Genomic DNA, 21,448 nt, shown 5'->3' on the forward strand with positions numbered 1-21,448 from the left:
GTGAAAAGCAATTAATAAGCCAACCTGCTTCCTTTGCGTGGTCTCCTATTCAAGCGTTCTCTTCCTGTCGTTCCCGACAACCCTTTCGGAATCCGTCAGATTGTTAATCTCGCCCTTAACCCATCATTAACCAACGCCTCTATACGCTGGCAAGGAAATCCAGCCGATTTGGAACTCTTCGTTTTCAGGAAACGGTCTATGTGCAGTCATGATCTCTGCAAAATGTCACCTGTATTGCTTGTCAGTTTCCTACTGACCGCCTGCGGGGCCTTTCAGGCCCAGCCGGACTATCTCTCCGCCACCGAAAAGGAACGACAGGATATTGAAGCCTGGTCACAGATCAGTGGAGGATCCGAAACTGCCTATCTGAATGACCTTGTTAACAGCCCGGACCTTGATGTGCTGATTGCAGAAGCACAGACAAGCAATCCGAGTCTGCAACAGACGCTCCTGTCCCTGAAGATTCTCCAGGCGCAATATCAGGCTACCCGGGCAGATCAGCTACCTGACGTGGATGCGGGCTTTAGTGCCTCCAAAACCGAGAATGCAGACACCGTTTACAGCGGATCCGTCGAGATCAGTTGGGAGCTGGACTTGTGGTCCAGAATTGCCAACCAGACCTCAGCTGCTGCCAGCGATGTTGCCGAGCAGCAGGCCCTCTACCAATCTGCCCGGGACACCCTCACTGCAGAAGTGATGCAAGGCTGGCTGCAGTTGGTGAATCTACAGCGCTCTATCGTTATCGAAGAACAGCGGGTCAACCTGCTTGAAAAGAATGAGCAGTGGGTTATCCAGCGTTACCGTTCCGGACTGGGTGATCTCAAGGATCTGGACAGCGCCAAGAGTTCGGCAGCCAGTGCCCGGGCCACACTGGAAGAAAAACGGGAATCCCTGCAGCAACAGCAGCGTGCCATGAATGTTTTACTGGGTCGCGGCCAGGGCACCCAACTGATCGTCGCTGACTATCCTGCGGTTTTACTGCCTCTGACCGAGCTTCCTGAGCAGACTCTGCAGCGACGGCCTGATCTGAAAGCTGCATTTCTGGCGATTCAGGCGAACGACTTCCGCACCAAGGTAGCCTACAAGGAAATGCTGCCCTCGATCAGCCTTGGAGCCGCCCTCACCGACGCCGGCACCTCGCCCGGCGAAGCCCTGCTAACTAATCCACTGTGGTCACTGCTGGGTCAACTCACGGCGCCCTTGTTCCGGGGTGGTGAACTGCAGGCCAACGCCGACGCAGCCGAGCTGACCACGGCTCAGAGCTACCAGGCATACCGGGAAACCCTGCTGACCGCGGTACAGGAAGTGGAGGATGCGATTGGTCAGGAGTCCAGTCTGGCCAAGCAGCAAGAGCACATTGAAAGTGCCTTGCAAAGCGCCCAGCGGAATTTTGAGCAATACCAGCAGAAATACAGGAATGGCCTGGTGTCGGTGCTGGATCTTCTGGATGTGCAGCAGAGCGCCTTCAATCTCGAATCGCAACTGAACGACCTTATCTATCAACGCCTGAACAACCGCATCACTCTCGGCCTCGCACTGGGACTGGGCATCAAGGAGACCGATCAGTCATGATCAGACAGTACTCGAAATGGTTTGTCCTGTTGGCAGCCATCGGCTTGCTGGTTTTTGTTTTCATCTACAACAGCCAGAAGATAGGACAGCAGGATAAACGCCCTCTGCCCGCAAAAGAAGCAGCAGAGATCGCGGCCGATGTCAGTGTGATCAGGGTTTCTACAGAGCCGCATTCCGTTGCTGTTGAAGCGTTTGGTTCAGCCAGATCCCGTTATGAAATGACCCTCACCGCACAGGTTTCCGGACGGGTTACAGAACTTTCTGACGGTTTTGAAACCGGACAGCTCATCAAGAAAGAGGAGCTTCTGTTAAAACTTGAAGACAGCGATTATCGATCCGCACTGGCCAGCGCAGAGAACGACCTCGCCAGCGCCCGGGTAGATCTTCTTGAAGCCGAGCGCGAGGCAGAACAGGCGCTTACGGAGTGGCAGAGCTCCGGAATGACCGGTGAGCCGGATTCTCTACTGGTTCTGCATGAACCCCAGGTAGCAGAAGCCAGAGCGGCGGTTTCCGATGCCGAGGCATCTGTTGTAAGCGCCCGGAAAGATCTGGAACAAGCCAGCGTCCGTGCACCATTTGATGCCCTGGTTGTCAGCCGCAGCGTTTCGCCCGGCAGCTACCTGCAGTCAGGCAATGACATAGCAGAACTCTACAGCGCCGACCGGGTAGAAATTTCCTTGCCTCTGTCACAAACGGCCTGGCAAAACCTTCCCGATCTTGAGGTACTGAGCCGGGGTGACTGGCCTGTCTCCCTGACGTCGGTGGAAACCGGACAGAAGTGGGATGGCTATGTCCAGCGCACGGAGCGTCATCTGGATGAGACTACCCGTCAGCAATCTTTGATTGCCGCCGTTGACAGGCCGCTGGAACAGGACGAAATACTGACACCCGGAACCTTTGTGCGTGCCGAAATCCAGGGTCGTGTACTGAGTGACATCTGGCGCCTGCCCTCTTCCTCTCTCAGCCAGCGAGGCGAAATCTGGTACGAAACCGACGGCGTTCTTGCCCGGTTTTCTACCGAGCCGGTCGCCAGCGATGAACAGGCCATCTATATCCGTCCACCGGAATCGTTCCATGGCCAGTCGGTGAATGTGTTGGTCCACCCACTAAGCACCTATATGCCTGGCATGGCCGTCAACCCGGTGGAGGTATCCGATGACTGACCAGAGCTGGAACAGAGGAATCATCCCCTGGTTTGCGAATAACCCGGTTGCTGCCAATCTTCTGCTGATCCTGGTTATTGGTCTTGGCGTTCTCCAGGTCGGGGACCTGCGCAAAGAAGCATTTCCGAGCACAGAACCAGACAGTATTTCTGTCTCGGTCACCTACAACAGTGGCTCAGCGCAGCAGTCGGAAGAAGGACTGGCTATCAAGATCGAAGAGCAACTGGAAGATGTTAACGGCATTGATGACATCACCAGTACGTCTACCTCCAGTGGCACCAAAGTCACTATCGAAAAGAAAAGTGATTACGACCTGGATGTGTTGTTGCGAGACGTCAAGAACAAAGTGGATGCGATTTCCACCTTCCCGTCCGACGCCAAGAGCCCGGTTATTGAAAAAGCGGAACGTGAGGAGCACTCGCTCTGGTTGCAGCTCCATGGCGACACCGACCGCCACACCCTGCAGCAACTGGCCGAAGAGCTGAAATCTGATCTGCTTGCAAAGGCTGACATCAGCCGGGTCAGCAAATCCGGTTGGCTTGATCCCATGATGTCGATAGAGATTGATGAGGGGCGTCTACAGGCCTACGGTTTGTCTCTGTCTGATGTCGAGGATGCGATCAATCAGGGTTCGTCCAGCACGATGACGGCGGTCCTGAAAAATGAACAGGTCTATCTGCAACTGAAGGCGTCGCAACAGGCTTATCTCAAGGAGGAATTTGCAGCCATTCCTCTGATTACCGACAGCAATGGCGTGATTGTAGCCCTGGGTGATGTCGCTTTCATTAACGACACCTACGATGATGATACCGCGGTGCTGTCCCGCTTTGCCGGCGAAAACAGCGTGGCTTTGCAGGTGATCACCACCGGCCTGGACGACATCACAGAGACGGTTGAAGCCGCCAAACAGGTGGTCGAAGAATGGCATGGCAACGGAGCTCTGCCACAGGGCGTAGAGCTTACCAGCTGGTACGACCGGAGCACCTCTATCAGTGAACGGCTGGACCTGCTCGTCACCAACGCACTTACCGGCATTGTGATGGTGTTCGTTCTTCTGGCGCTGTTCCTGAATCTGACGGTGGCGTTCTGGGTATCCATGGGCCTGCCATTTATCTTCTTCGGAACACTGTATTTCATGGGCGACCGGTTTGCCGGTCTTTCACTGAACGAGTTCACCACCTTTGGCTTTATCATGGCTCTGGGAATTGTGGTGGATGATGCCGTGGTGGTAGGCGAAAGTGTTTATACCGTGCGCAAACAGGAAGGCGACACCCTTCGCAACACCATTCGAGGCACCCTGCGAGTAGCGGTGCCCACACTCTTCGGCGTGTTCACTACCGTGGTGGCCTTCTATTCCCTGTCGAATCTCAGTGGCAAGCTGGGACAGATCTACGCCCAGTTCGCGGCCGTTGTCACTATTTGCCTGTTGTTGTCCATTGTCGAATCGAAACTCATTCTTCCGGCGCACCTGGCACACCTGAACACTCACCGCAGAACCAGTCAAAACGCGTTCCTTGAAATCTGGCGTCGCATCCAACACGGCGCAGATTCCGGACTTCAGTGGTTCAACGACCGGATCTATAAAACGGTTATCGACTGGGCACTCGCCTACCGATACGCCGTTCTGGTTCTGTTTCTTGCTCTGTTTGCGCTGGTCATGGCGATGCCTTTCAACGGTACCGTCAAGACCAGCTTTTTCCCGAACATACCGGGAGACACTGTCCGGGCAAACATCACCATGGAAACCGATGCCAGCTTTGGCCTGACTCACTCCGCTTTGCTCGCTCTTGAGCAAAAGGCCTATCTCGTTGACAAGCGACTCATTGGACACGCCAATGTCGATTCAGAGACGGGCATTGCCAACCTGCAGGTGCTCTCTGCAAACGACCAGTCCGGAACCATCACGGTCGAGCTGGCACAAGACGCCCCTTACGACATCACCACCTTTTCCAACCAATGGAAACGCAGCACCAGCGCCCCTGAGGGTGTACGAACCCTTAGCATTGCCAGCCGGCGCGGAACGGTAGACGCACTCCGTATAGAATTGAGGGCTTCTGACGATGAATTGCTGACAGCCGCCGGACGGGATATCAAGGAGCAGCTATCAACAATCCCCGCGATCAGTGGCATCGAAGATAATATCGAAGCCAGCCAGCCCCGCCTGTACCTGGAACTCAACGCACAAGGCAAAGCCCTGGGCTTGAGTACCGATAACCTGGCCCAGCAAGTGCTTCAGGCCTTCAGTGGTCAGGTGGTCCAGCGCTTCCAGCGCAATAACGACGAAGTAGAGGTTAAAGTCCGCTATCCGGAAGGCGCCCGGGAAAACCCAACGGACGTGTTGAGTGCCAACATCCGCACAGATGACGGCACGGTGCTTCCCCTGTCAAGTGTTGCCAAAGTCACCTATGGTTACTCCAGAGACACCATTACCCGCATTGACGGCAAGCGGGCACTGTATCTCTCCGCCGAAGTAGACAAGGACATACTGTCGGCGTCCGAGCTGGTCGCCAACCTGCAGCAGGATCTGGTTCCGACACTGGAGCGCCAATACCCGGGGCTGGATATCAATTTTGCCGGTGAAGCGGAGCAACAGGCTGAAACACAGAACTCCATGGTTCATGTGTTCATGATCGCCATGCTGGTCATCTACATGCTGCTGGCGATCCCCCTGAAATCCTATATTCAGCCCGTCCTGATCATGACCGCCATTCCGTTCGGAATCGTCGGAGCAATCCTGGGACACTGGATGAATGATCTTTCCATCAGCATTCTGTCGCTCAATGGTATTATTGCCCTCAGTGGTGTCGTGGTGAATGACAGCCTTTTGCTGGTATCCCGTTTCAATGAACTGAAACCTGATGCAGATCATCAGCTCGAAGCTATCAGCAAAGCCTGCAGAAGCCGTCTCCGTGCGGTTCTTCTGACGTCATTCACAACCTTTGCCGGTCTGGCACCCCTGCTGTCTGAAACATCATCGCAGGCACAGTTTCTGATACCGGCCGCCGTGGCACTGGGATACGGGATTATGTTCGCAACCGTGATCACCCTCATTCTGATCCCTGTACTGATCGCTATTCAGCACGACGTGGTCGAAAGATTCACAGAGGTTCGCCACTGGTTTACCTTGAAGCAAGATAAACACGAGTCAGAATCATGTTGAAGCTGCTATTGGCAGAAGACGATCTGGACCTTGCCCAGACGCTCGTGCAATACCTGGAGCTGGAGGGATTCATCTGTGATCACGTCAGCAACGGTATTGCCGGGCTGAACCTGATCAAACAGCACAGTTACGACGTCCTGTTACTGGATATCAATATGCCCCGCCTGGACGGACTGGGACTTTGCCAAAGATTACGGGACGAGGGGAACGATACCCCTGTACTGATGCTGACAGCCCGCGATCAACTGGATGACAAACTCCAGGGGTTCAATGCAGGGACCGACGATTATCTGGTAAAACCCTTCGACATGGAGGAATTGGTTGCCAGGGTCCGGGCCCTCTCGCACCGACGTAGTGGTCAGATCCAGAAGCTCTCGTGCGGAGATCTCCAAATGAACCTCAGTGAACGGAGCGTCATTCGGGGCGGGCAGGTATTGAAGCTCTCACCTACCAGTTGGCGTTTGCTGGAATGCCTGATGCGTGCCTCACCCTTTCCGGTATCGAGAGAGGCACTGATGGACGCTGTCTGGGGAGATGATCACCCGGACAGCAACAGCCTGAAGGTTCACATGTATAACCTTCGCAAGGCCGTCGACGGCCCATTCTCCGGTCCTCTCCTGCACACCATCAGCGGAGCCGGATTTTGTATCAAACCTCCCGAGGCGGACACTCCCGATGTTTGATTCGAGAATCAGCCTGAGAACAGTACTCATCGCGTCCTCTTTGGTACTGGGGCTCATTCTGGTCGCCGCCTATTCACTGGTTTCCAAAGAGCACTTCATACGTGGGCTCGATGCGGCGATGGCAAGCAATATGGAAAAGACAGCCCGAACGTTCAGCGAGGTGATCGGGGCGACGGACAGCAAGCAGGTCAGAAAATTCAGTGGTTTTGACATCCGGACCCAATGGAGCGACTTGCCCGCCTATACCCACAGTGCCTTTCCGAACGGGCCGGGCGAATCTGGCCAATTGCTTAAAAAAGAGGACAGTACCTGGTTCCAGCGGCCGAGCTTTATCATCTTCGCAATGCGTTACGATTCGGCTAATGGCCCACTGTACCTGAGCCAGGAACTGACGCCTCCGGCAACATCCAGACTTATCCCCCAGGCAGCGCGCCAGAACCGGATGTTTACGCTCGCCGTGAGTATTCTGGTGATCGCGTTCATTTCGACCGTCACCTGGCTGCTATTACGGCACGTATCCCGCCCGATCGCAGCCCTGAGGGCCTGGACTCATTCCCTTGATAACGAAAAGCTCTCGCACCCGGCTCCGGACTTTTCTTACCCTGAGCTTAACGAAATGGCAGAGCTAATTCGCAACAGTCTTTCCTCGGTTCAACAGGCGGTGGAACGAGAGCGTCGATTTCTAAGGCATGCCAGCCATGAACTCCGAACCCCCATCAGCACGATCCGCTCGAACATCGAGCTGCAACGAAAACTTGCTCAGACACGGGAAAAGCTCCAGGACGAACAGAACATTGTTGATCGCATTGATCGCGCCAGTCTGACCATGAAACACCTGACCGAAACCTTGCTATGGCTGAATCATGAACCAGATACACCACTAGAGTCTGAGGTTGTTGACCTGCCAGAGCTGATACGGGAATTGGCAGCAGAGATGACGTACCTCTTGGCCGGTAAACCGGTGACCACGGAAATCAGTACCAAGCCCTTCAGCTGCGCGGTTCCCCGGGTTCCAGCGCGAATCGTTCTGGGCAACCTGATCCGCAATGCCTATCAGCACTGCTGGGAAGGCACGGTAGTGATTGAACAGCAGGGAAACAGGGTTATGATCAGCAATCCTGCTGAGCCGGAGGAGCAGAATACACCAGCGCATCCGTCAGAAATCACCGGGTATGGGCTTGGACTGGAGCTTACGACAACGCTTAGTCAGCGCATTGGGTGGCATTACACGTCCGATCGCCACCAGAACATACACCGTGTCATTGTTGACATAGGAGCAACGAGGCGGCCTTAGCCGCCTCGCTTACTATCCGGTAAACGCATCCAGCAACACCATTCGGCTGACCTCCGGCGTCATATCGCCTCGTTCCGACAGTTCGGTCATGCCATGGGCTTTAAGTGCCTCAACAACGTCATCGAGCTGGCTTTCCTTCACGTCATACCGATCAAGTCGGGTCGGGACACCCAGGCTCTCAAAGAATGCACGGGTCTGATTAATCGCCTGATCAATGCGTTCATCCTCGGAGCCAGAGACGATTCCCCACACCCGCTCGGCGTACTGCAAGAGTTTCTCGCGCTTTTGTGACTTTCTGAACTTCCAGACTGAGGGCAAAAGGATAGCGAGGCTTTGCCCATGGTCAATGCCAAACATCGCGGTCAGTTCGTGCCCGATCATATGGGTACTCCAATCCTGGGGCACTCCAACACCGATGTAACCATTCAGTGCCGATGTAGCCGCCCAGACCAGGTTAGCCCGAGCATCATAATCTTCGGGATTAGAGAGGGTTACCGATCCAACTTCAATTAATGTCTTAAGGATACCTTCGGCAGTACGATCCTGAATCTGAGCGTTTACCGGATAGGTCACATACTGTTCGACCACGTGAACAAATGCATCAACGACACCATTGGCCACTTGCTTGGTCGGTAATGAGAATGTTAAAGATGGGTCCAGGAATGAGAACTTGGGATACAGCAGCGGGCTCATCACCGGCCACTTACCACCATTGTGGGACACCACTGCGCCCATGTTCATCTCGGAGCCAGTAGCGGGCAAGGTTGCAACAGTGCCCAGAGGTAGCGCCTGATCAACCGGAAGTCCAGCAAATCCGTGGCCCAACAAGCTTTCCTCTTCGCCTTCAAAAGGTGCGGCCGCGGCGACGAACTTGGTGCCGTCCATCACAGAACCACCACCAACGGCCAGCAGAAAGTCGATGCGTTCCCGGCGAACGAGTTGCACCGCTTCCATCAGGGTTTCGTAGCGCGGATTCGGCTCAATACCGGCAAACTCAAAGACCGTTCTGTCCCCCAGCCCGGCAAGTACCTTATCAAGGGTGCCAAAGCGTTTAACACTGCCACCACCGTAAAGTACGAGCACTTTTGCCTGGGCCGGAATCAACTGGTCGAGTTCCTGCAAGCGATCTTTGCCGAACACAATGCGCGTTGGGTTGTAGAAGTCAAAATTTTGCATATTTCTCTCTCCTTATTTAGGCATGGAGAGATTGTATCCCCGTGAGGCTAGATTCGAATGGGCATTTCGATCACGGTCATGCCTTTTTCTATCATTGATGAGATGACTAGGCAGTAGAAGAGTGGCCAGGTAATATTGTGCCCAATCGTTCAGGAGACACTCCAATGCCGACACTTGCCGATCTACTGACCCCTCTGGCTCTCGCCGAAGGCTACAACCCAACACCAATCGAAGGTGTCGGTGTATATCGAAGCAATCAAACCACCGGCCGGGAACCTCTCTGCTACAGTCAGGGCATCATTGTCATGGCCCAGGGCACCAAACGGGTGTTTTTGGAGAATCACGTTTACGAGTACAACCCGGACAACTACCTGGTGCTGCCCCTGCCCACGCCGGCTGATTGCGAAGCCATTACGCCGCAGGACGGTCCCCTGCTCTCATTGGTAATGGATCTTGATCTTTCGGCCCTGCATGAGCTGGTCCGTATATTCGACGAATGCCGACAACCGGGCGGTGCCCATGCACCTGCACTGAATGCACATACCTTGTATGTGGCACCTGCTACCGAAGCCTTCAATGCCAGCGTCCTGCGACTTGCCGGTGCACTTAATGACCCGCTGGCGGCCAAGGCCCTGGGTGCAGGGCTCAAAAAGGAGCTGCTGCTGCACGCGTTGAGGGGACCTAATGGTGCCTCACTGGTCGACCTGGTAAGGCATAACACCCAGCTGTCCAGACTTGAGCCAGTCCTAAAGCATGTTCACTGCCATTTTTCGGAGCCGCTTGATGTTGAACAACTGGCCGCTCTGGCCAACATGAGCCCGGCATCGTTCCACCGGAATTTTCGCCAGGTCGCCGCTCAATCCCCCATCCAGTACATTAAGCGGATTCGCCTGACCAGAGCCAGGGAGCTGCTGGCCGACCAGGGGGTCAAGGTCAGCCAGGCGGCTACAATGGTGGGGTATGAGAGTGCCAGCCAGTTCAGCCGGGAGTTCAAGCGATTTTACGGACAGCCACCGCAATCAGTAGCCATGGCCCTGCCGACATCAGCATGACACGAACTCAATGGCCCCGTTTGCCACGGCTTATTCAAAACCCTCCAGAACAATCTTACCGACAGCCGTTCCCGCCTCCAGCTCGGTATGGGCTGTGCGCAGATTGTCGGCGTTGATCACTCCCAGATTTTTGCCGGCGGTGGTACGGATGTAGCCCGCCTCCACCAGACCCGCGACCGTTTCCAACAAGTCGTGCTGTACCTGCATATCATCGGCACCGTGCATGGAGCGGGCAAACATGAACTCGATATGCAGAGACAAACTCTTTGGCTTGATTTTCATGACATCCAGAGAGTCTGCATCGTCAATCATGGCAATCTTGCCAAACGGCCGGAGCACCGCCACATAATCGTCAAAATACTGATCCGTGGCATTCAGACTGGCCACGTGTGTGATCTGCCCAATCTTACCCTCGGACACCAGTTGTTGGATTTGCGGCTGTAACGGCTCGCGGTGGTTCACAACAAAATCCGCACCCAATGACTCCACCCACTGACGGGACTCGGGCCGGGAGGCTGTTGCTACCACGGTGACACCGGTCAGTTTTTTGGCCAACTGGATGAGAATGGAGCCCACACCGCCGGCAGCGCCGATGACCAGGATAACGTTGTCAGTCTGAGTATCAGTCCCTGGCGGTTGTTGCTCAATGCCCAGGTGGTCGAAGAGCATTTCCCAGGCTGTGATGGTCGTTAGCGGCAGTGCGGCTGCTTCCGCATCGCTAAGGGTCTCAGGTTTACGGCCGACAATCCGTTCGTCCACGGTCTGGTATTCCGCATTGCTACCTTGACGGGTTACATCGCCTGCGTAGTAAACCCTATCCCCAGGCTTGAAAAGTGAAACCCCCTCACCCGTTGCCACAACCTCGCCTACGGCGTCCCAGCCCAAGACCTTAACCTCGCCCGCCTCCGCTTCGGCCCGCTGACGCACCTTGAAATCAACCGGGTTAACGCCAATCGCACTGACCCTGACCAACAGATCCCGTCCCTGCGCCACTGGCACTGGCAGCTCAACGTCTTGCAAGGAATTTGGATCGTTTATGGGTAAAGACTTGGTGTAACCAACTGCTTTCATTTTCTAGCCTCCAGTCATTAGGTAGTGGCAAGCAGTGTGATCGCTCTTTACACTACGAAAAACAGCCCAATTCCATAAACATATTCAAAAAGTTTTTGAAAATGACCTTCGACGACCTGATTGTTGTCCTCAAAGTGGCAGAATTTCGCAATATTACCGCTGCCGCTACCAGCCTCGACATGCGACCTGCGACGGCCAGCGCCGCCGTCAAACGTGTTGAAAAGACCTTGGGGGTTGAGCTGTTCGTCCGATCAACCCGTCAACTGCGACTCTCAGCTGCCGGCGAAAAATACCTGCCTCAATGCGAGCGAGCACTGGCACTGCTCGACGAGGCCCGGCAGAACATTCGTTCGGGTAATGAAACTGTGGCAGGAGAAATTCGGCTATCGGTGTCATCCGATCTTGGGAGGAATCGGGTCGTGCCCTGGATTGATCAGTTAATGACATCGCACTCTGGGCTGAGTTTGCGAGTTCAGATTACCGATAGCAATGTGGACTTTTATCGGGATTCGGTCGATATGGCACTGCGTTACGGTTCTCCGGACGACTCCAATCTCTATGGATTCAAAATCTGCGACGTTCCACGACTGCTGTGCGCCACCCCCGATTACCTGAAGGAACATGGTATCCCCGCGCACCCTGACGATCTTGCCGGGCATAACGGCCTCTTCTATCAACTCCAGGACATTCCTTACGATGTATGGACCTTTAAACGGAACAACGACGAGTTCCGTGTAAAAATGAAAGGCAACCGGGCATCCAACGACGGCGATCTGGTTCGGCGGTGGTGCGTGGCAGGACACGGCATAGCCGTGAAGTCGTGTCTGGACATCTCGGACGATCTGCTGGCAGGCAGGATCATTAATGTCATGCCTGAGTATGCGCCACCGGTATCAGAGCTATGGTTAATATGCCCCACCCGGCAATCCATCACGCCAGCGGTACGACTACTGAGGGACTCTCTGACAAGGTATTGCAATGACATCATCGCAACCATGACCCATGCAGGCGTCCTGTCCACGGAAGATCAGCATACGCAAGCAAGGAATAACCCTCAGCCTTAGCCGACAACGCCTTGAACGTCAGACACACCAACCAACAACACCAAAAGCCCTCCAAGCTAGCCGGCGGGATTGCTCGCGAGCTGCTTCAGTGCACTCATCGCCTCATCAATCCGATCATCAGGAACAAATATGTGATCGTGATAGAACCCGGCAATGACGTTGGTGGTGATTCCCTGCTCTGCCAACAGGCTGGTCACCACGGATGTGAGGCCGAGCGCTTCCAGGCTTGAGTGGCCCTCGAGAGTGATGCGACGAAAGACCCTGTAGTAGTCCAGGCCCTCAGCTTTGGCTTCCTCAAGAGGAATCACCAGAGTAAGGCCTTCCAGTTCGGCAATACTGACAATGGGCTTGAGCTTTTCCAATTCGCCATATTTTGCTTTGGCCACCGTGCAATAGACATAGGACGTAGAATCCAGTCTTGGCGACAGCTGCTTGATCAAATCCTGGAGGAATTGTGTTCGCATGGTTTAATACTTTCCTTTAGCCAAAATGCATTGTCATACCACTAATCTAGCATTTACCTCAGTGATGCAGACCAACATATCAGTTTCCGTGCCGGAATTCTGACTCAGCTTTTACCTTTTCTCTCTGAACCCATCATTTGTACTGATGTGCTGTATACGGTAAAGCAATTTTTTTTGGCGGCGGGAAACACAGAGAATACCAATCAAGCCAATGAGGCGATGTTCCTTAACTTAATTCTCTTAAAAGGTGGAATACCACATGAACGCAATCAACAAGTTCTTTCTCGTTTTCTCTGTCCTCGCTTTCTCTGCCTTCGCGCAAGCGGAAGGTGTTAGCCAGGATGACATTGAGCGCGGAAACAATCCGGCAGTTGAAACGGTCGATCTGGGTATCAGCAACTAAGCTGACCTTGATAAAGGGCGGTCCAGAAGGCCGCCCTGATCCATCATCGCTCGACAGGCATCGTCCGGAATGACAAAGCCTGCTCCTAAGCCGCCGGTTTGGCGAGCCGCTTTCCACACGGCGAGTTTGTCATTATGTCGTGCCAACGTTCCTGAAGAAGCGCCTCAACATGAGCTCTTAACCACACGACCCCCGGGTCACGATCGTGGCGGGCATGCCAGATCAGATACAGGCTCGTAGGATCAACGCCGAACGGAAGCTCCCCCATCCACAAACCATTTACAAAGCCGCAGTCCTGGCTGATCAGTTCCGGAACCGCGGCAATCAGGTTCGAATCCCTCAAGACCTGCGGGACGATCGAAAAATGGTTGACCGTCGCTGCAATGCGTCTGCTGTGCCCCTTTTGATCAAGATAATTGTCCACGAAACCATGGGCATCTCCAGACATAGTCACAAGCAAGTGACGAGCTTCCAGAAACTCCTCCATTGTAATAGGCCTGCCGGCAAGAGGATGGTCCTCGCGCATCGCCAGAACGTAACCGCCTTCAAACAACCACGTACTTCGCAAGCTATGGTCGTGCTGATTCAGCATACCTACGGCCAGGTCAACGTGGGCTTCCCGCAGATCATCGTGGGTCCCTTCCGGCGTGTACGGAACCGCATGGATATCCACTCCGGGGGCCTCACGTTCCAGTAACTCGATCAACTGGCGCCAGATCATCTCCACAGTTACATCCGTTACAGCCAGCCGAAACTTCCGTTTTGATGTGCCTGGATCAAACTGCGTGGCGGTGACTGCGTTGGTCAGAGCAAACATATGATCATTCACCTGATCCCAGAGACTCAGGGCATAGGAGGTGGGCTCGATATTCCTGCCTTTACGCACAAAAAGCGGATCGTTCCAGATCTGGCGCATTCTGGATATGGCATTAGACACCGCCGGCTGGGTCATCGCTAGCCGATCCGCTGCGCGAGTAACGGAACGCTCAGTCATGATGGCATCAAAGATGTACAACAGCTGAAGTTCTTGAGTTTTCATTCGACGTTCCTGGAAATGAGAGCCAATCAAGTCTGGCGCGCAAACACGTTGACCGCAATTACGGCTTACCCTGAAGACACAGCATTTTCTGCGGATAACATGAGAAAGCCCCCCCTGAACAGGAGGCTTGGGATCCGGGTTACAGGTGACCTTTCACAAATGCCTTCAGTTCACTCAGACTACCAGCCCCTGTTTTCTGGGCAATCACTCCGCCATCCTGGAATAACGCCAGGGTCGGGATGCCCCGGATACGCATACTGGCTGTGATCTCCGGGCTGTCATCGACGTTAACTTTGGCAATGGTCAGCTGATCACCCATCTCATCGGCGATTTCCTCCAACATCGGTGCCACGGTCTTGCAGGGTCCACACCAGGGCGCCCAGAAATCCACCAGAACTGCCCGGTTACTGCGGACCACAGCCTCTTCAAAATTTGCGTCGGTTACGTTAATGATGTTGCTCATATCTTATCTCCTGTGCCTGATAGGTTATCTGTAACTCTGCGTCTGAAACGGTCCGATCTCCAATTGCCGTTGCGTATATGACGTATTTCCGGAAATGATGAGTAGGATATTCGCCGGTGTTTCACAGGCGTTTACTCAGCACCAGCCCACCCCACGCCAGAGTTCGGTTACCGGTTCCACCCTTGATCTCGGAGCTTTGAACCCGCAACACATAACTCAGTTCCGTGCCCGACCAGAAGCCATGGGTATAACCCGCCCAGGCCTCGGCCAGCAGAATATTGAGATCGTTGGCGCCGAGCTCATGATCTGAATCCCGGAACTGGCCTTGTAAAAAGGCGTTGTAGGCACGGGCTTTCACAGACATACCGCCCCAGAAGTAATTCTCGCGCCCACCCGGCGCCGACACCCCGGGCGCCCTTTCTCCGTATGCCATCAGTTCCGGATTGAATCGGTTATCCGGCGAGGAAATCAGGCCACCGCGAAACACCAGTGCCGCACCAAATTCGGTCAGATAGCCAACAGAACCAAAATACGTCACTTTGAACTTCTGATCCGGCTCACTGGCATTCAGATACTGGTGGTAAGCCGCAGAATAGCGGAATGTCGGTTCCCCACCGTTCGAGATCTGATGCCCCCAACCCCGTGCGCGATCACTGCCGATGACTTTATGAATGGCATTCTGACTGGACTTGAAAACATCCAGCCCCAGCACACCGATGGTCATCGATGTTGTCCAACCGGAGCTGCCGCCCAGTGTCTGATAACTATGGCTCGAGGATAGGTAAACGAGGCTGCTATACGGTCGGTCACTCCGGTCAATTTCCGATGCCTTGATCTCCTCCGGAGTAAAGCCATAAACACCGAATTCCAACGCCGTGCTTTGAGGTTCTTCAATGCCGCCTCCGACGCCGGGCAGTACAATCCCATCCAGAGCCTGGCTCATTCGGGAAACGGGATTGTTAAGAAAATGCGGTCCACCCGATGAGTAGGTAAGAGCCACGCCCGCGGTATAGTCCCGGTCGGTTTGGGTTGGTGCGAAAAGGTCGTTATCCGTCGAAAGAGCCAGAACTGAGCCAGAAGACTCCGCATGAACCGCTGAAGTAAATACCCCGGCAACAAGGAAGAGTGCCAAAAGTTGATGATGCATAGCCAACTCCGAAAGACAAAAGGTCGGAAACAAGTTGGCCGCTATTCTTCAAACATCTGCGCCGTCGGACTAATCAAGGCTTCGTATTCACAACATCACCCCTGGTTATGAATACGTACTTTTACGAAGGATTTCGTCTCAGCGGCGAATCTGATTATTCTAGAAATGAGTTTATTTTCCCTCTTTATGCTTTTGTTTTATAGGCGTCTTATTCAAACCTCTATTTTCAGTGCATGATCTTCCGTCGTTTACTCTTCAACCCTGGAAGAGGCACTTCATCACTCCAGATGATGTAGCGCATATCATTTGTAAATTATTCAGCACTGCCTTCCCACTTCATACTTCGCTGCATCTGATATCAAGTCGATTGGCGACTGCGATATGAGCGTAAATCCATCGAACTCTGGAGATTATGTTATGCGTAAATTTGCACTGGTTACTCTTGCGTCACTTCTTGCGGTTTCTGCTCTGCCTGCAAATGCTTCCCTGGCAGACCGTAAATCCGACGAGCCTCGCTCAGAGCTGGCCCAGCCCGCACCCTATAGCGGCCAGATCGTGATTCGAGGAGAAATTCAGGACCGTGCCGAAAAGCGTAATTCCGCTGAGCCGGCACCGTACAGCGGTCAGATTGTGATCCGTGGTGAAGTCAGGTCTGAAAGCCACGGCTGAGCCCTGCAAGTTCCATTTGCGTCTTGGCACCAGGGAAGGTGCGTTTTTCCTTCAACTTTGGCCACAACCATGGCCCTCTCCTACTTACCGGCCTTCTGACCAAACAGCAGCTTTTTCCCTTCTTCAGTCACCGCTGGTCGACTGGACCAGGGCGTTCCCTTTTCATAGGCTCGGATAACCGCAGGCCGTTTTTGCATGGCACTGAACCAGCGTTTAAGGTTTGGAAAGTCATCCAGGTTCTGTCGCTGCGCTTCGTGTGGCACTATCCAGGGATAGATGGCCATGTCTGCAATGGAATACTCATCAGCAACCCAGTCCCGACCTTCCAGTCGCCGATCAAGGACACCGTACAGTCGGTTGGTCTCGTTTACATATCGTTCGATCGCGTATGGCACCGGCTCCGGGGCGTATCGCACAAAGTGATGGTTCTGCCCAGCCATGGGACCGAGGCCCCCCATTTGCCACATCAACCACTGCATAACATCGAAACGGCCTCGGAGATCTGACGGCAAGAAAGACCCCGTTTTCTCGGCCAGGTACATCAGAATGGCACCTGATTCGAAAACCGGAAAAGGCCCCTCACCCGTTGTTGGTGAAGGATCGATAATTGCTGGCATCCGGTTGTTCGGTGATATCGCGAGAAACGATGGCTTGAACTGATCACCAGCGCTGATATCTACCGGATGAATTGTATACTCAAGCCCAGCTTCCTCCAGAAAGATAGTAATCTTATGGCCATTCGGCGTCGGCCAGTAATAGAGATCTATCATTGTTCTATCGCCTCTTTAATGAGTGCCGGTTGCCGTATCGTTCTCAGGGAAATTTTGCGGATAGAGCGCGCGCTTGGCACGATCATCCATTTCGCTCTGAAAGGGAACATCCTGGCCAATTACCCGGGCACGGGCGACTGCCGGCCGCTGACTGATCCGATCGTACCAACTTTCAAGGTGCGGGAATTCAGCAAGTTCTCCCTCCCCAAGCACCACGTTGGCCTTGTCGATCCAGCCCCACGCAGCGATATCGGCAATGCTGTATTCCTCACCAACAATATAGGTGCGTTCGGCCAGATGCGCATTCAGCACACCGTAGTGACGCTGAGCTTCACGCCGGTATCGATTGACAGCGTAAGGAATCTGCTCGGGCGCTGCGTGCCGGAAATGCACACACTGCCCGGAATAGGGTCCGAGGCCTGAGGCCAGGAACATCATCCAGGACAGTAGCTCGGAACGGGTTTCAGCGGTGCCACCCAACTGACCACTCTTCTCCGACAGATAAAGCAGAATCGCATTGGAATCAAATACCCGAGCGCCATCGTCGTCGATAGCGGGAGTCTTGCCGTTGGGATTGATCGCCCGGAATTCGGGCAAATGCTGCTCACCTTTGAGAGTGTCGACAGGAATCAGCTCATACGGGAGACCGGTTTCTTCAAAGAAAAGCGCAACCTTCATCGGGTTGGGGCCCGGGTGGTAATAGAATTTGATCATTATGACCTCTGGAATACGTGATTTTCAGGATTGGAAAGGACACTCTAGGTATTTTTGAGCATTCGTTCAACATAATTATCATAAACCTCCCTTCGCGCTGATTGGAACCCGCGCAATTAGCGACATTAAACGCTTGCTCTTTTATTCCGTGCTTATCGATCCTGACTTCAATTCATCTTTGACAGATCAGATCCGGCCGCCAGTGGTGACGCCGATAGATGGAATGTCTGATCCTCAAACCAGCTCAGCCAGATATTCGTCAGTGGCTTGGTAGTTTGCGGCCAGTGCATCTCCAGAGGAACGTGCATGGACTCACGCAGCGGCACAAAACGGCAGCCATTGGTTTGCAGGTTTGCCACGCAACTAGGCACCAGGGCTACACTGTGCCCGCTCGAAACCTGTGTCAGGAGTGCCTGCATATTGGCAGGCTCATTCACCACTCGAGGTTGCAAATGATGCTTGAAAAAACCACTGATCAGCGTATCGAAAAGACTCGGTGCGTGCCGGCGAGCAAATAACGTCAGAGGTTGATCTGCGATTTGCGAAAGACTCAGGCTGGGTTCGCCTGCCAGAGGATGAGTATCGGAAAGAACGGAAACGATCGGATCATCCAGAAGGTGCCGCGAGCAAATCCGTGGGGCCAGATGGGCGTTCATCGGTCGCGAAAAACCAAGGTCAATTGTGCCGATCGAAAATCCCTCTATCTGTTCTGCCGCCGTCATCTCGAATATCTGGATATCAACATTATCTGCGTAGACCGCAAACTGCCGCAACATGGCGGGAAGAAAATGGGCGCATGCCGAGCCCATGTAGCCGATACGCAGTACGCCCTGCCTCCCGCTTGCGATATCCCGGGCATGTTGCCGGGCCTGTGAGCACTGGCGCAGGATCGCTTCCGCGTCCCGAAAGAAGGCCTTACCTGCATCTGTAAGCTCCACATGACGTGTGCTTCGCTGCAATAACGTGACACCAAGGTCTTCTTCCAGGGCATGAATATGCCGGCTGACAGCCGACTGCACCGTATGCAAATGCTGGGCGGCCAATGAAAAGCTTCCGTAATTCGCCACTTCTACAAAGCTGACCAGGTGTTTGAGGTTCATCTGTTTAATGCCAATCTGAGATAAATTGAAGGTATAAAAATCATTTAAGGTATTAGTGGAAGCTTTGTAAAGTGATGCCCTGATTTTTAACGAACAAACGAGATATCTATGCAGTTATCCCGACTGGGCGAATTCACACTGCTCCTGGTTGCCACCCTCACCATTATGGTAGGTGCAGTAGTGGCGCCCGGGCTGAACTCGATTGCGAGCGCTCTGGACTTTGACGCTCATGCACCCCTATTGATTACCCTGCCAGCCCTCGGTGCCATTCTTTTTGCACCACTTTTCGGAAAGCTGATTGATGCCATCGGTGCCCGCACCACCCTGCTCTGGAGTTTGCTGGGCTACTTCGTTCTGGGTGCAGGAGGCATGCTCATCTACGGACCTGTGATGGTTATCGCAGATCGTATTCTGCTCGGCGGATTTGCTGTGGGAACGATGGCTGCCGGGACGGCATTGATCTCCCAGTGGTACACAGGAAAAGCCCGGTTGAGCATGATTGCCAGGCAGGGAATGGCCATTGAATTCGGGGGTGTCGTTTTCCTGTTTTTTGGCGGACATCTCAGTGAGATGAGCTGGCGAGTGCCTTTCATGCTCTATGCTCTGGCGTTTATCTGCGTTCTCCTTACGCTGTTGACTGTGCCGAAAAGAAACCCTGACGCAGCCAGTTCTGGCGCAACTCCTCCTGCCGGAAAGGCCCGGTCTATTGGCCCAGTCATGATCTACACAGTTCTTGCAATGTCTCTGTTCTTCACCCTCTTTACCACACTGCCCGGCTTACTTGCGGATTTCCGGTTCACCGAAACCCAAACAGGTTATCTGTTGTCGCTGATCTCACTGGTGGCCGTTTTTACCGCCATGGTGATGCCGAAAGTCGTAGGCAGATTTTCGGAAAACACCACATTAATGCTCGGCTTTGTCAGCTTCGCCTGCGCACATATCCTCTTCGCCATCAGCACGATGCCGCAAATGCTGATTCTGGCCGCATTATGTGCAGGCATCGGGTTTGGATTCACAATTCCCCTGCTGAACCATGCAACAGTGGAACGGAGCACCGATCAAAATCGGGGGAAAAACCTGTCGCTGTTCGGTATAGCCGTATTCTCAGGGCAGTTTATGACGTCGTTCTTCGAATTCGTACCTCTGCCCGTGTCTGAAACGCTTCTGGCGTGCGCGGGCGTTGGAATACTGTGTGCCATCCAGCTGAAGGCCCGAAATAGCCTTGCAACAGCTTAGGGTATTCACAATTTGACATGATGCCCATCATGCGGGATTCTAGTTCGCATGATGGGCATCATGGGAATTGGCATGCAAACCCGAATTGAAAAAAAAGAAGAGTCCCGACGCAGAATACTGACTGCCGCATCAAAACGGTTGCGTATTGAAGGTCTGGGAGGCGCCGGCGTGGCTTCGGTCATGGACGACGCCGGGCTTACCCACGGCGCGTTTTATTCTCACTTCGCGAATAAAGATGAGTTGGCAAGACGTGCTCTGGAACAGGCTACCCGCTTAAACCGAAACCGTTGGACAGGGAGGTGGCTGCGGGGATCCTGGGCAGATCGGCTATCCACCCTCGCAAAACGATACCTCACCGGAAAACACCGTGACAACCTGGCGGACAGTTGCGCCCTGGCTACGCTGTGCTCCGAAGCCGCGCGAGGCGACAAGGCATTCCGCTCTACCTATGAAAACGAACTGACCAAAACGCTGTCTGCAATCGCCGATGAGGATTTCGATCAACTGGATCCGGCTCAGGCAGACGATATTATTGCGTTCATGTCTCTGATTGTTGGTTCAATGGCCCTGTCACGAGCCGTGGATTCCAGCCAGTTATCCGATCGAATCCTTCAGGTCGGCCGCGACTCTGCCGGCCGCCTTGCTTCCGTTAACCTGCAAAAACCAACATACAACAAGGAATCAACAAGCCATGAATAACCCCTTCGCCTATTCCGTTCTCATGATCATCGCCGGAATCGGTATTCCAATCATGGCGACACTAAACGGAGGGCTTGGCGCCCGCCTTCAGAGCCCGACACTGGCCGCAACCATTCTCTTTCTCGTCGGCTTGCTTATGGCGGGCACCTATCTGTTGATTACCGAAGGCATCCCCGACAAGATTTTTCACAGCAGCACCCCTATTTATTATTACTTCGGCGGTTTCTTCGTTCTCTTTTATATCCTGACTATTACCTGGGTCGCCCCTCGTTTCGGGATATCCAACGCAATTGCTTTCGTACTGCTCGGACAGATGATAGCAATGAGCCTCATAGACCATTTCGGGTTGCTCGGAGCACAGCAATTCAGTCTGGCACCGCAACGTATGGCAGGCCTTGGTTTGATGGTAGCCGGGGTATTCCTGGTCCTTAACAAGGCCGTGCCTGGCACAAGTTAGGGCTCGGGGCCAAACCAGCCTGAACCGCCCGGGAATCTGCCTGTCCTGAACA

At 53.8% G+C, this 21,448-nt stretch carries 21 protein-coding genes; 12 read left to right on the top strand and 9 right to left on the bottom strand.

The genetic code is table 11. From position 1 onward, the window contains the following. Positions 1-198 precede the first annotated feature (198 nt). The 5 genes from KO499_RS19060 to KO499_RS19080 are packed head-to-tail and all read left to right on the top strand — an operon-like array spanning position 199 to position 7,872. The gene (locus tag KO499_RS19060; protein WP_215985319.1) at positions 199-1,572 is read left to right on the top strand and encodes a TolC family protein; all 1,374 of its coding nucleotides are present in this window, start codon (positions 199-201) and stop codon (positions 1,570-1,572) included. Next, positions 1,569-2,735, top strand: a complete 1,167-nt coding sequence (locus KO499_RS19065) for an efflux RND transporter periplasmic adaptor subunit (protein WP_215985320.1) — start codon at positions 1,569-1,571, stop codon at positions 2,733-2,735. The genes KO499_RS19060 and KO499_RS19065 overlap by 4 nt, the downstream gene beginning before the upstream one ends. Then, positions 2,728-5,895, top strand: a complete 3,168-nt coding sequence (locus tag KO499_RS19070) for an efflux RND transporter permease subunit (protein WP_215985321.1) — start codon at positions 2,728-2,730, stop codon at positions 5,893-5,895. Before KO499_RS19065 ends, KO499_RS19070 begins: the two co-directional genes overlap by 8 nt. Continuing rightward, positions 5,889-6,578 (top strand): response regulator transcription factor, encoded by a 690-nt coding sequence (locus KO499_RS19075; protein ID WP_228340048.1) that lies wholly within the window; start codon positions 5,889-5,891, stop codon positions 6,576-6,578. The genes KO499_RS19070 and KO499_RS19075 overlap by 7 nt, the downstream gene beginning before the upstream one ends. Next, positions 6,571-7,872: a sensor histidine kinase gene (locus KO499_RS19080; RefSeq protein WP_215985322.1), complete on the top strand. Its 1,302-nt coding sequence runs from the start codon at positions 6,571-6,573 to the stop codon at positions 7,870-7,872. Before KO499_RS19075 ends, KO499_RS19080 begins: the two co-directional genes overlap by 8 nt. 12 nt (positions 7,873-7,884) lie before the next feature. Here the strand turns inward: KO499_RS19080 and KO499_RS19085 are convergent, their stop codons facing one another. Further along, positions 7,885-9,048, bottom strand: a complete 1,164-nt coding sequence (locus tag KO499_RS19085; protein ID WP_215985323.1) for an iron-containing alcohol dehydrogenase — start codon at positions 9,046-9,048, stop codon at positions 7,885-7,887. A gap of 164 nt (positions 9,049-9,212) precedes the next feature. Between KO499_RS19085 and KO499_RS19090 the strand changes: the two genes are divergently transcribed. Continuing rightward, complete coding sequence (locus KO499_RS19090; protein ID WP_215985324.1) at positions 9,213-10,100, top strand: AraC family transcriptional regulator; 888 nt, start codon at positions 9,213-9,215, stop codon at positions 10,098-10,100. A gap of 30 nt (positions 10,101-10,130) precedes the next feature. Here KO499_RS19090 and KO499_RS19095 read toward each other — a convergent pair whose 3' ends face one another. Further along, positions 10,131-11,171: a zinc-binding alcohol dehydrogenase family protein gene (locus tag KO499_RS19095; RefSeq protein WP_215985325.1), complete on the bottom strand. Its 1,041-nt coding sequence runs from the start codon at positions 11,169-11,171 to the stop codon at positions 10,131-10,133. Between the two features lie 101 nt (positions 11,172-11,272). On the opposite strand from KO499_RS19095, the gene KO499_RS19100 reads away from it, so the two are divergent. Then, positions 11,273-12,235: a LysR family transcriptional regulator gene (locus tag KO499_RS19100; RefSeq protein WP_215985326.1), complete on the top strand. Its 963-nt coding sequence runs from the start codon at positions 11,273-11,275 to the stop codon at positions 12,233-12,235. A 56-nt stretch (positions 12,236-12,291) separates the two neighbouring features. Here KO499_RS19100 and KO499_RS19105 read toward each other — a convergent pair whose 3' ends face one another. Beyond that, positions 12,292-12,699 carry an ACT domain-containing protein gene (locus tag KO499_RS19105; RefSeq protein ID WP_215985327.1) on the bottom strand — a complete coding sequence of 136 codons (408 nt, stop codon included), beginning with the start codon at positions 12,697-12,699 and terminating at the stop codon, positions 12,292-12,294. A 259-nt stretch (positions 12,700-12,958) separates the two neighbouring features. Here KO499_RS19105 and KO499_RS19110 point away from each other — a divergent pair, with 259 nt between their 5' ends. Continuing rightward, on the top strand, positions 12,959-13,102 hold the full coding sequence (locus KO499_RS19110) for a hypothetical protein (protein WP_215985328.1): 144 nt from the start codon (positions 12,959-12,961) through the stop codon (positions 13,100-13,102). An 85-nt stretch (positions 13,103-13,187) separates the two neighbouring features. Here the strand turns inward: KO499_RS19110 and KO499_RS19115 are convergent, their stop codons facing one another. The 3 genes from KO499_RS19115 to KO499_RS19125 form a co-directional block, all read right to left on the bottom strand. Then, positions 13,188-14,141, bottom strand: coding sequence for a LysR family transcriptional regulator (locus KO499_RS19115; protein ID WP_215985329.1), 954 nt, complete (start codon positions 14,139-14,141; stop codon positions 13,188-13,190). A 139-nt stretch (positions 14,142-14,280) separates the two neighbouring features. Beyond that, positions 14,281-14,604 (bottom strand): thioredoxin, encoded by a 324-nt coding sequence (gene trxA / locus KO499_RS19120; RefSeq protein ID WP_215985330.1) that lies wholly within the window; start codon positions 14,602-14,604, stop codon positions 14,281-14,283. Positions 14,605-14,725: 121 nt separating this feature from the next. Continuing rightward, positions 14,726-15,751, bottom strand: a complete 1,026-nt coding sequence (locus KO499_RS19125; protein WP_215985331.1) for a lipid A deacylase LpxR family protein — start codon at positions 15,749-15,751, stop codon at positions 14,726-14,728. A gap of 417 nt (positions 15,752-16,168) precedes the next feature. Here KO499_RS19125 and KO499_RS19130 point away from each other — a divergent pair, with 417 nt between their 5' ends. Further along, entirely contained in the window at positions 16,169-16,420 is a 252-nt protein-coding gene (locus KO499_RS19130) for a hypothetical protein (protein WP_215985332.1), read from the top strand. Positions 16,421-16,500: 80 nt separating this feature from the next. Here the strand turns inward: KO499_RS19130 and KO499_RS19135 are convergent, their stop codons facing one another. From KO499_RS19135 to KO499_RS19145, 3 genes are all read right to left on the bottom strand, one after another. Continuing rightward, the gene (locus tag KO499_RS19135) at positions 16,501-17,190 is read right to left on the bottom strand and encodes a glutathione binding-like protein (protein WP_215985333.1); all 690 of its coding nucleotides are present in this window, start codon (positions 17,188-17,190) and stop codon (positions 16,501-16,503) included. A 15-nt stretch (positions 17,191-17,205) separates the two neighbouring features. Continuing rightward, positions 17,206-17,904 (bottom strand): glutathione S-transferase family protein, encoded by a 699-nt coding sequence (locus KO499_RS19140; RefSeq protein ID WP_215985334.1) that lies wholly within the window; start codon positions 17,902-17,904, stop codon positions 17,206-17,208. 167 nt (positions 17,905-18,071) lie between these two features. Continuing rightward, positions 18,072-19,004, bottom strand: coding sequence for a LysR family transcriptional regulator (locus tag KO499_RS19145; RefSeq protein ID WP_215985335.1), 933 nt, complete (start codon positions 19,002-19,004; stop codon positions 18,072-18,074). A 108-nt stretch (positions 19,005-19,112) separates the two neighbouring features. Here KO499_RS19145 and KO499_RS19150 point away from each other — a divergent pair, with 108 nt between their 5' ends. The 3 genes from KO499_RS19150 to KO499_RS19160 all read left to right on the top strand — a co-directional run bounded on the left by KO499_RS19150 (position 19,113) and on the right by KO499_RS19160 (position 21,396). Then, complete coding sequence (locus KO499_RS19150; protein WP_215985336.1) at positions 19,113-20,240, top strand: MFS transporter; 1,128 nt, start codon at positions 19,113-19,115, stop codon at positions 20,238-20,240. A 72-nt stretch (positions 20,241-20,312) separates the two neighbouring features. Then, positions 20,313-20,939: a TetR/AcrR family transcriptional regulator gene (locus KO499_RS19155; protein WP_215985337.1), complete on the top strand. Its 627-nt coding sequence runs from the start codon at positions 20,313-20,315 to the stop codon at positions 20,937-20,939. Next, a complete protein-coding gene (locus KO499_RS19160; protein WP_215985338.1) occupies positions 20,932-21,396 on the top strand; it encodes a DMT family transporter in 465 nt (154 codons plus the stop codon). Before KO499_RS19155 ends, KO499_RS19160 begins: the two co-directional genes overlap by 8 nt. Positions 21,397-21,448: the final 52 nt, after the last annotated feature.

The organism is Marinobacter sp. F3R08 (genome assembly GCF_018860425.1).
Lineage (GTDB): Bacteria > Pseudomonadota > Gammaproteobacteria > Pseudomonadales > Oleiphilaceae > Marinobacter.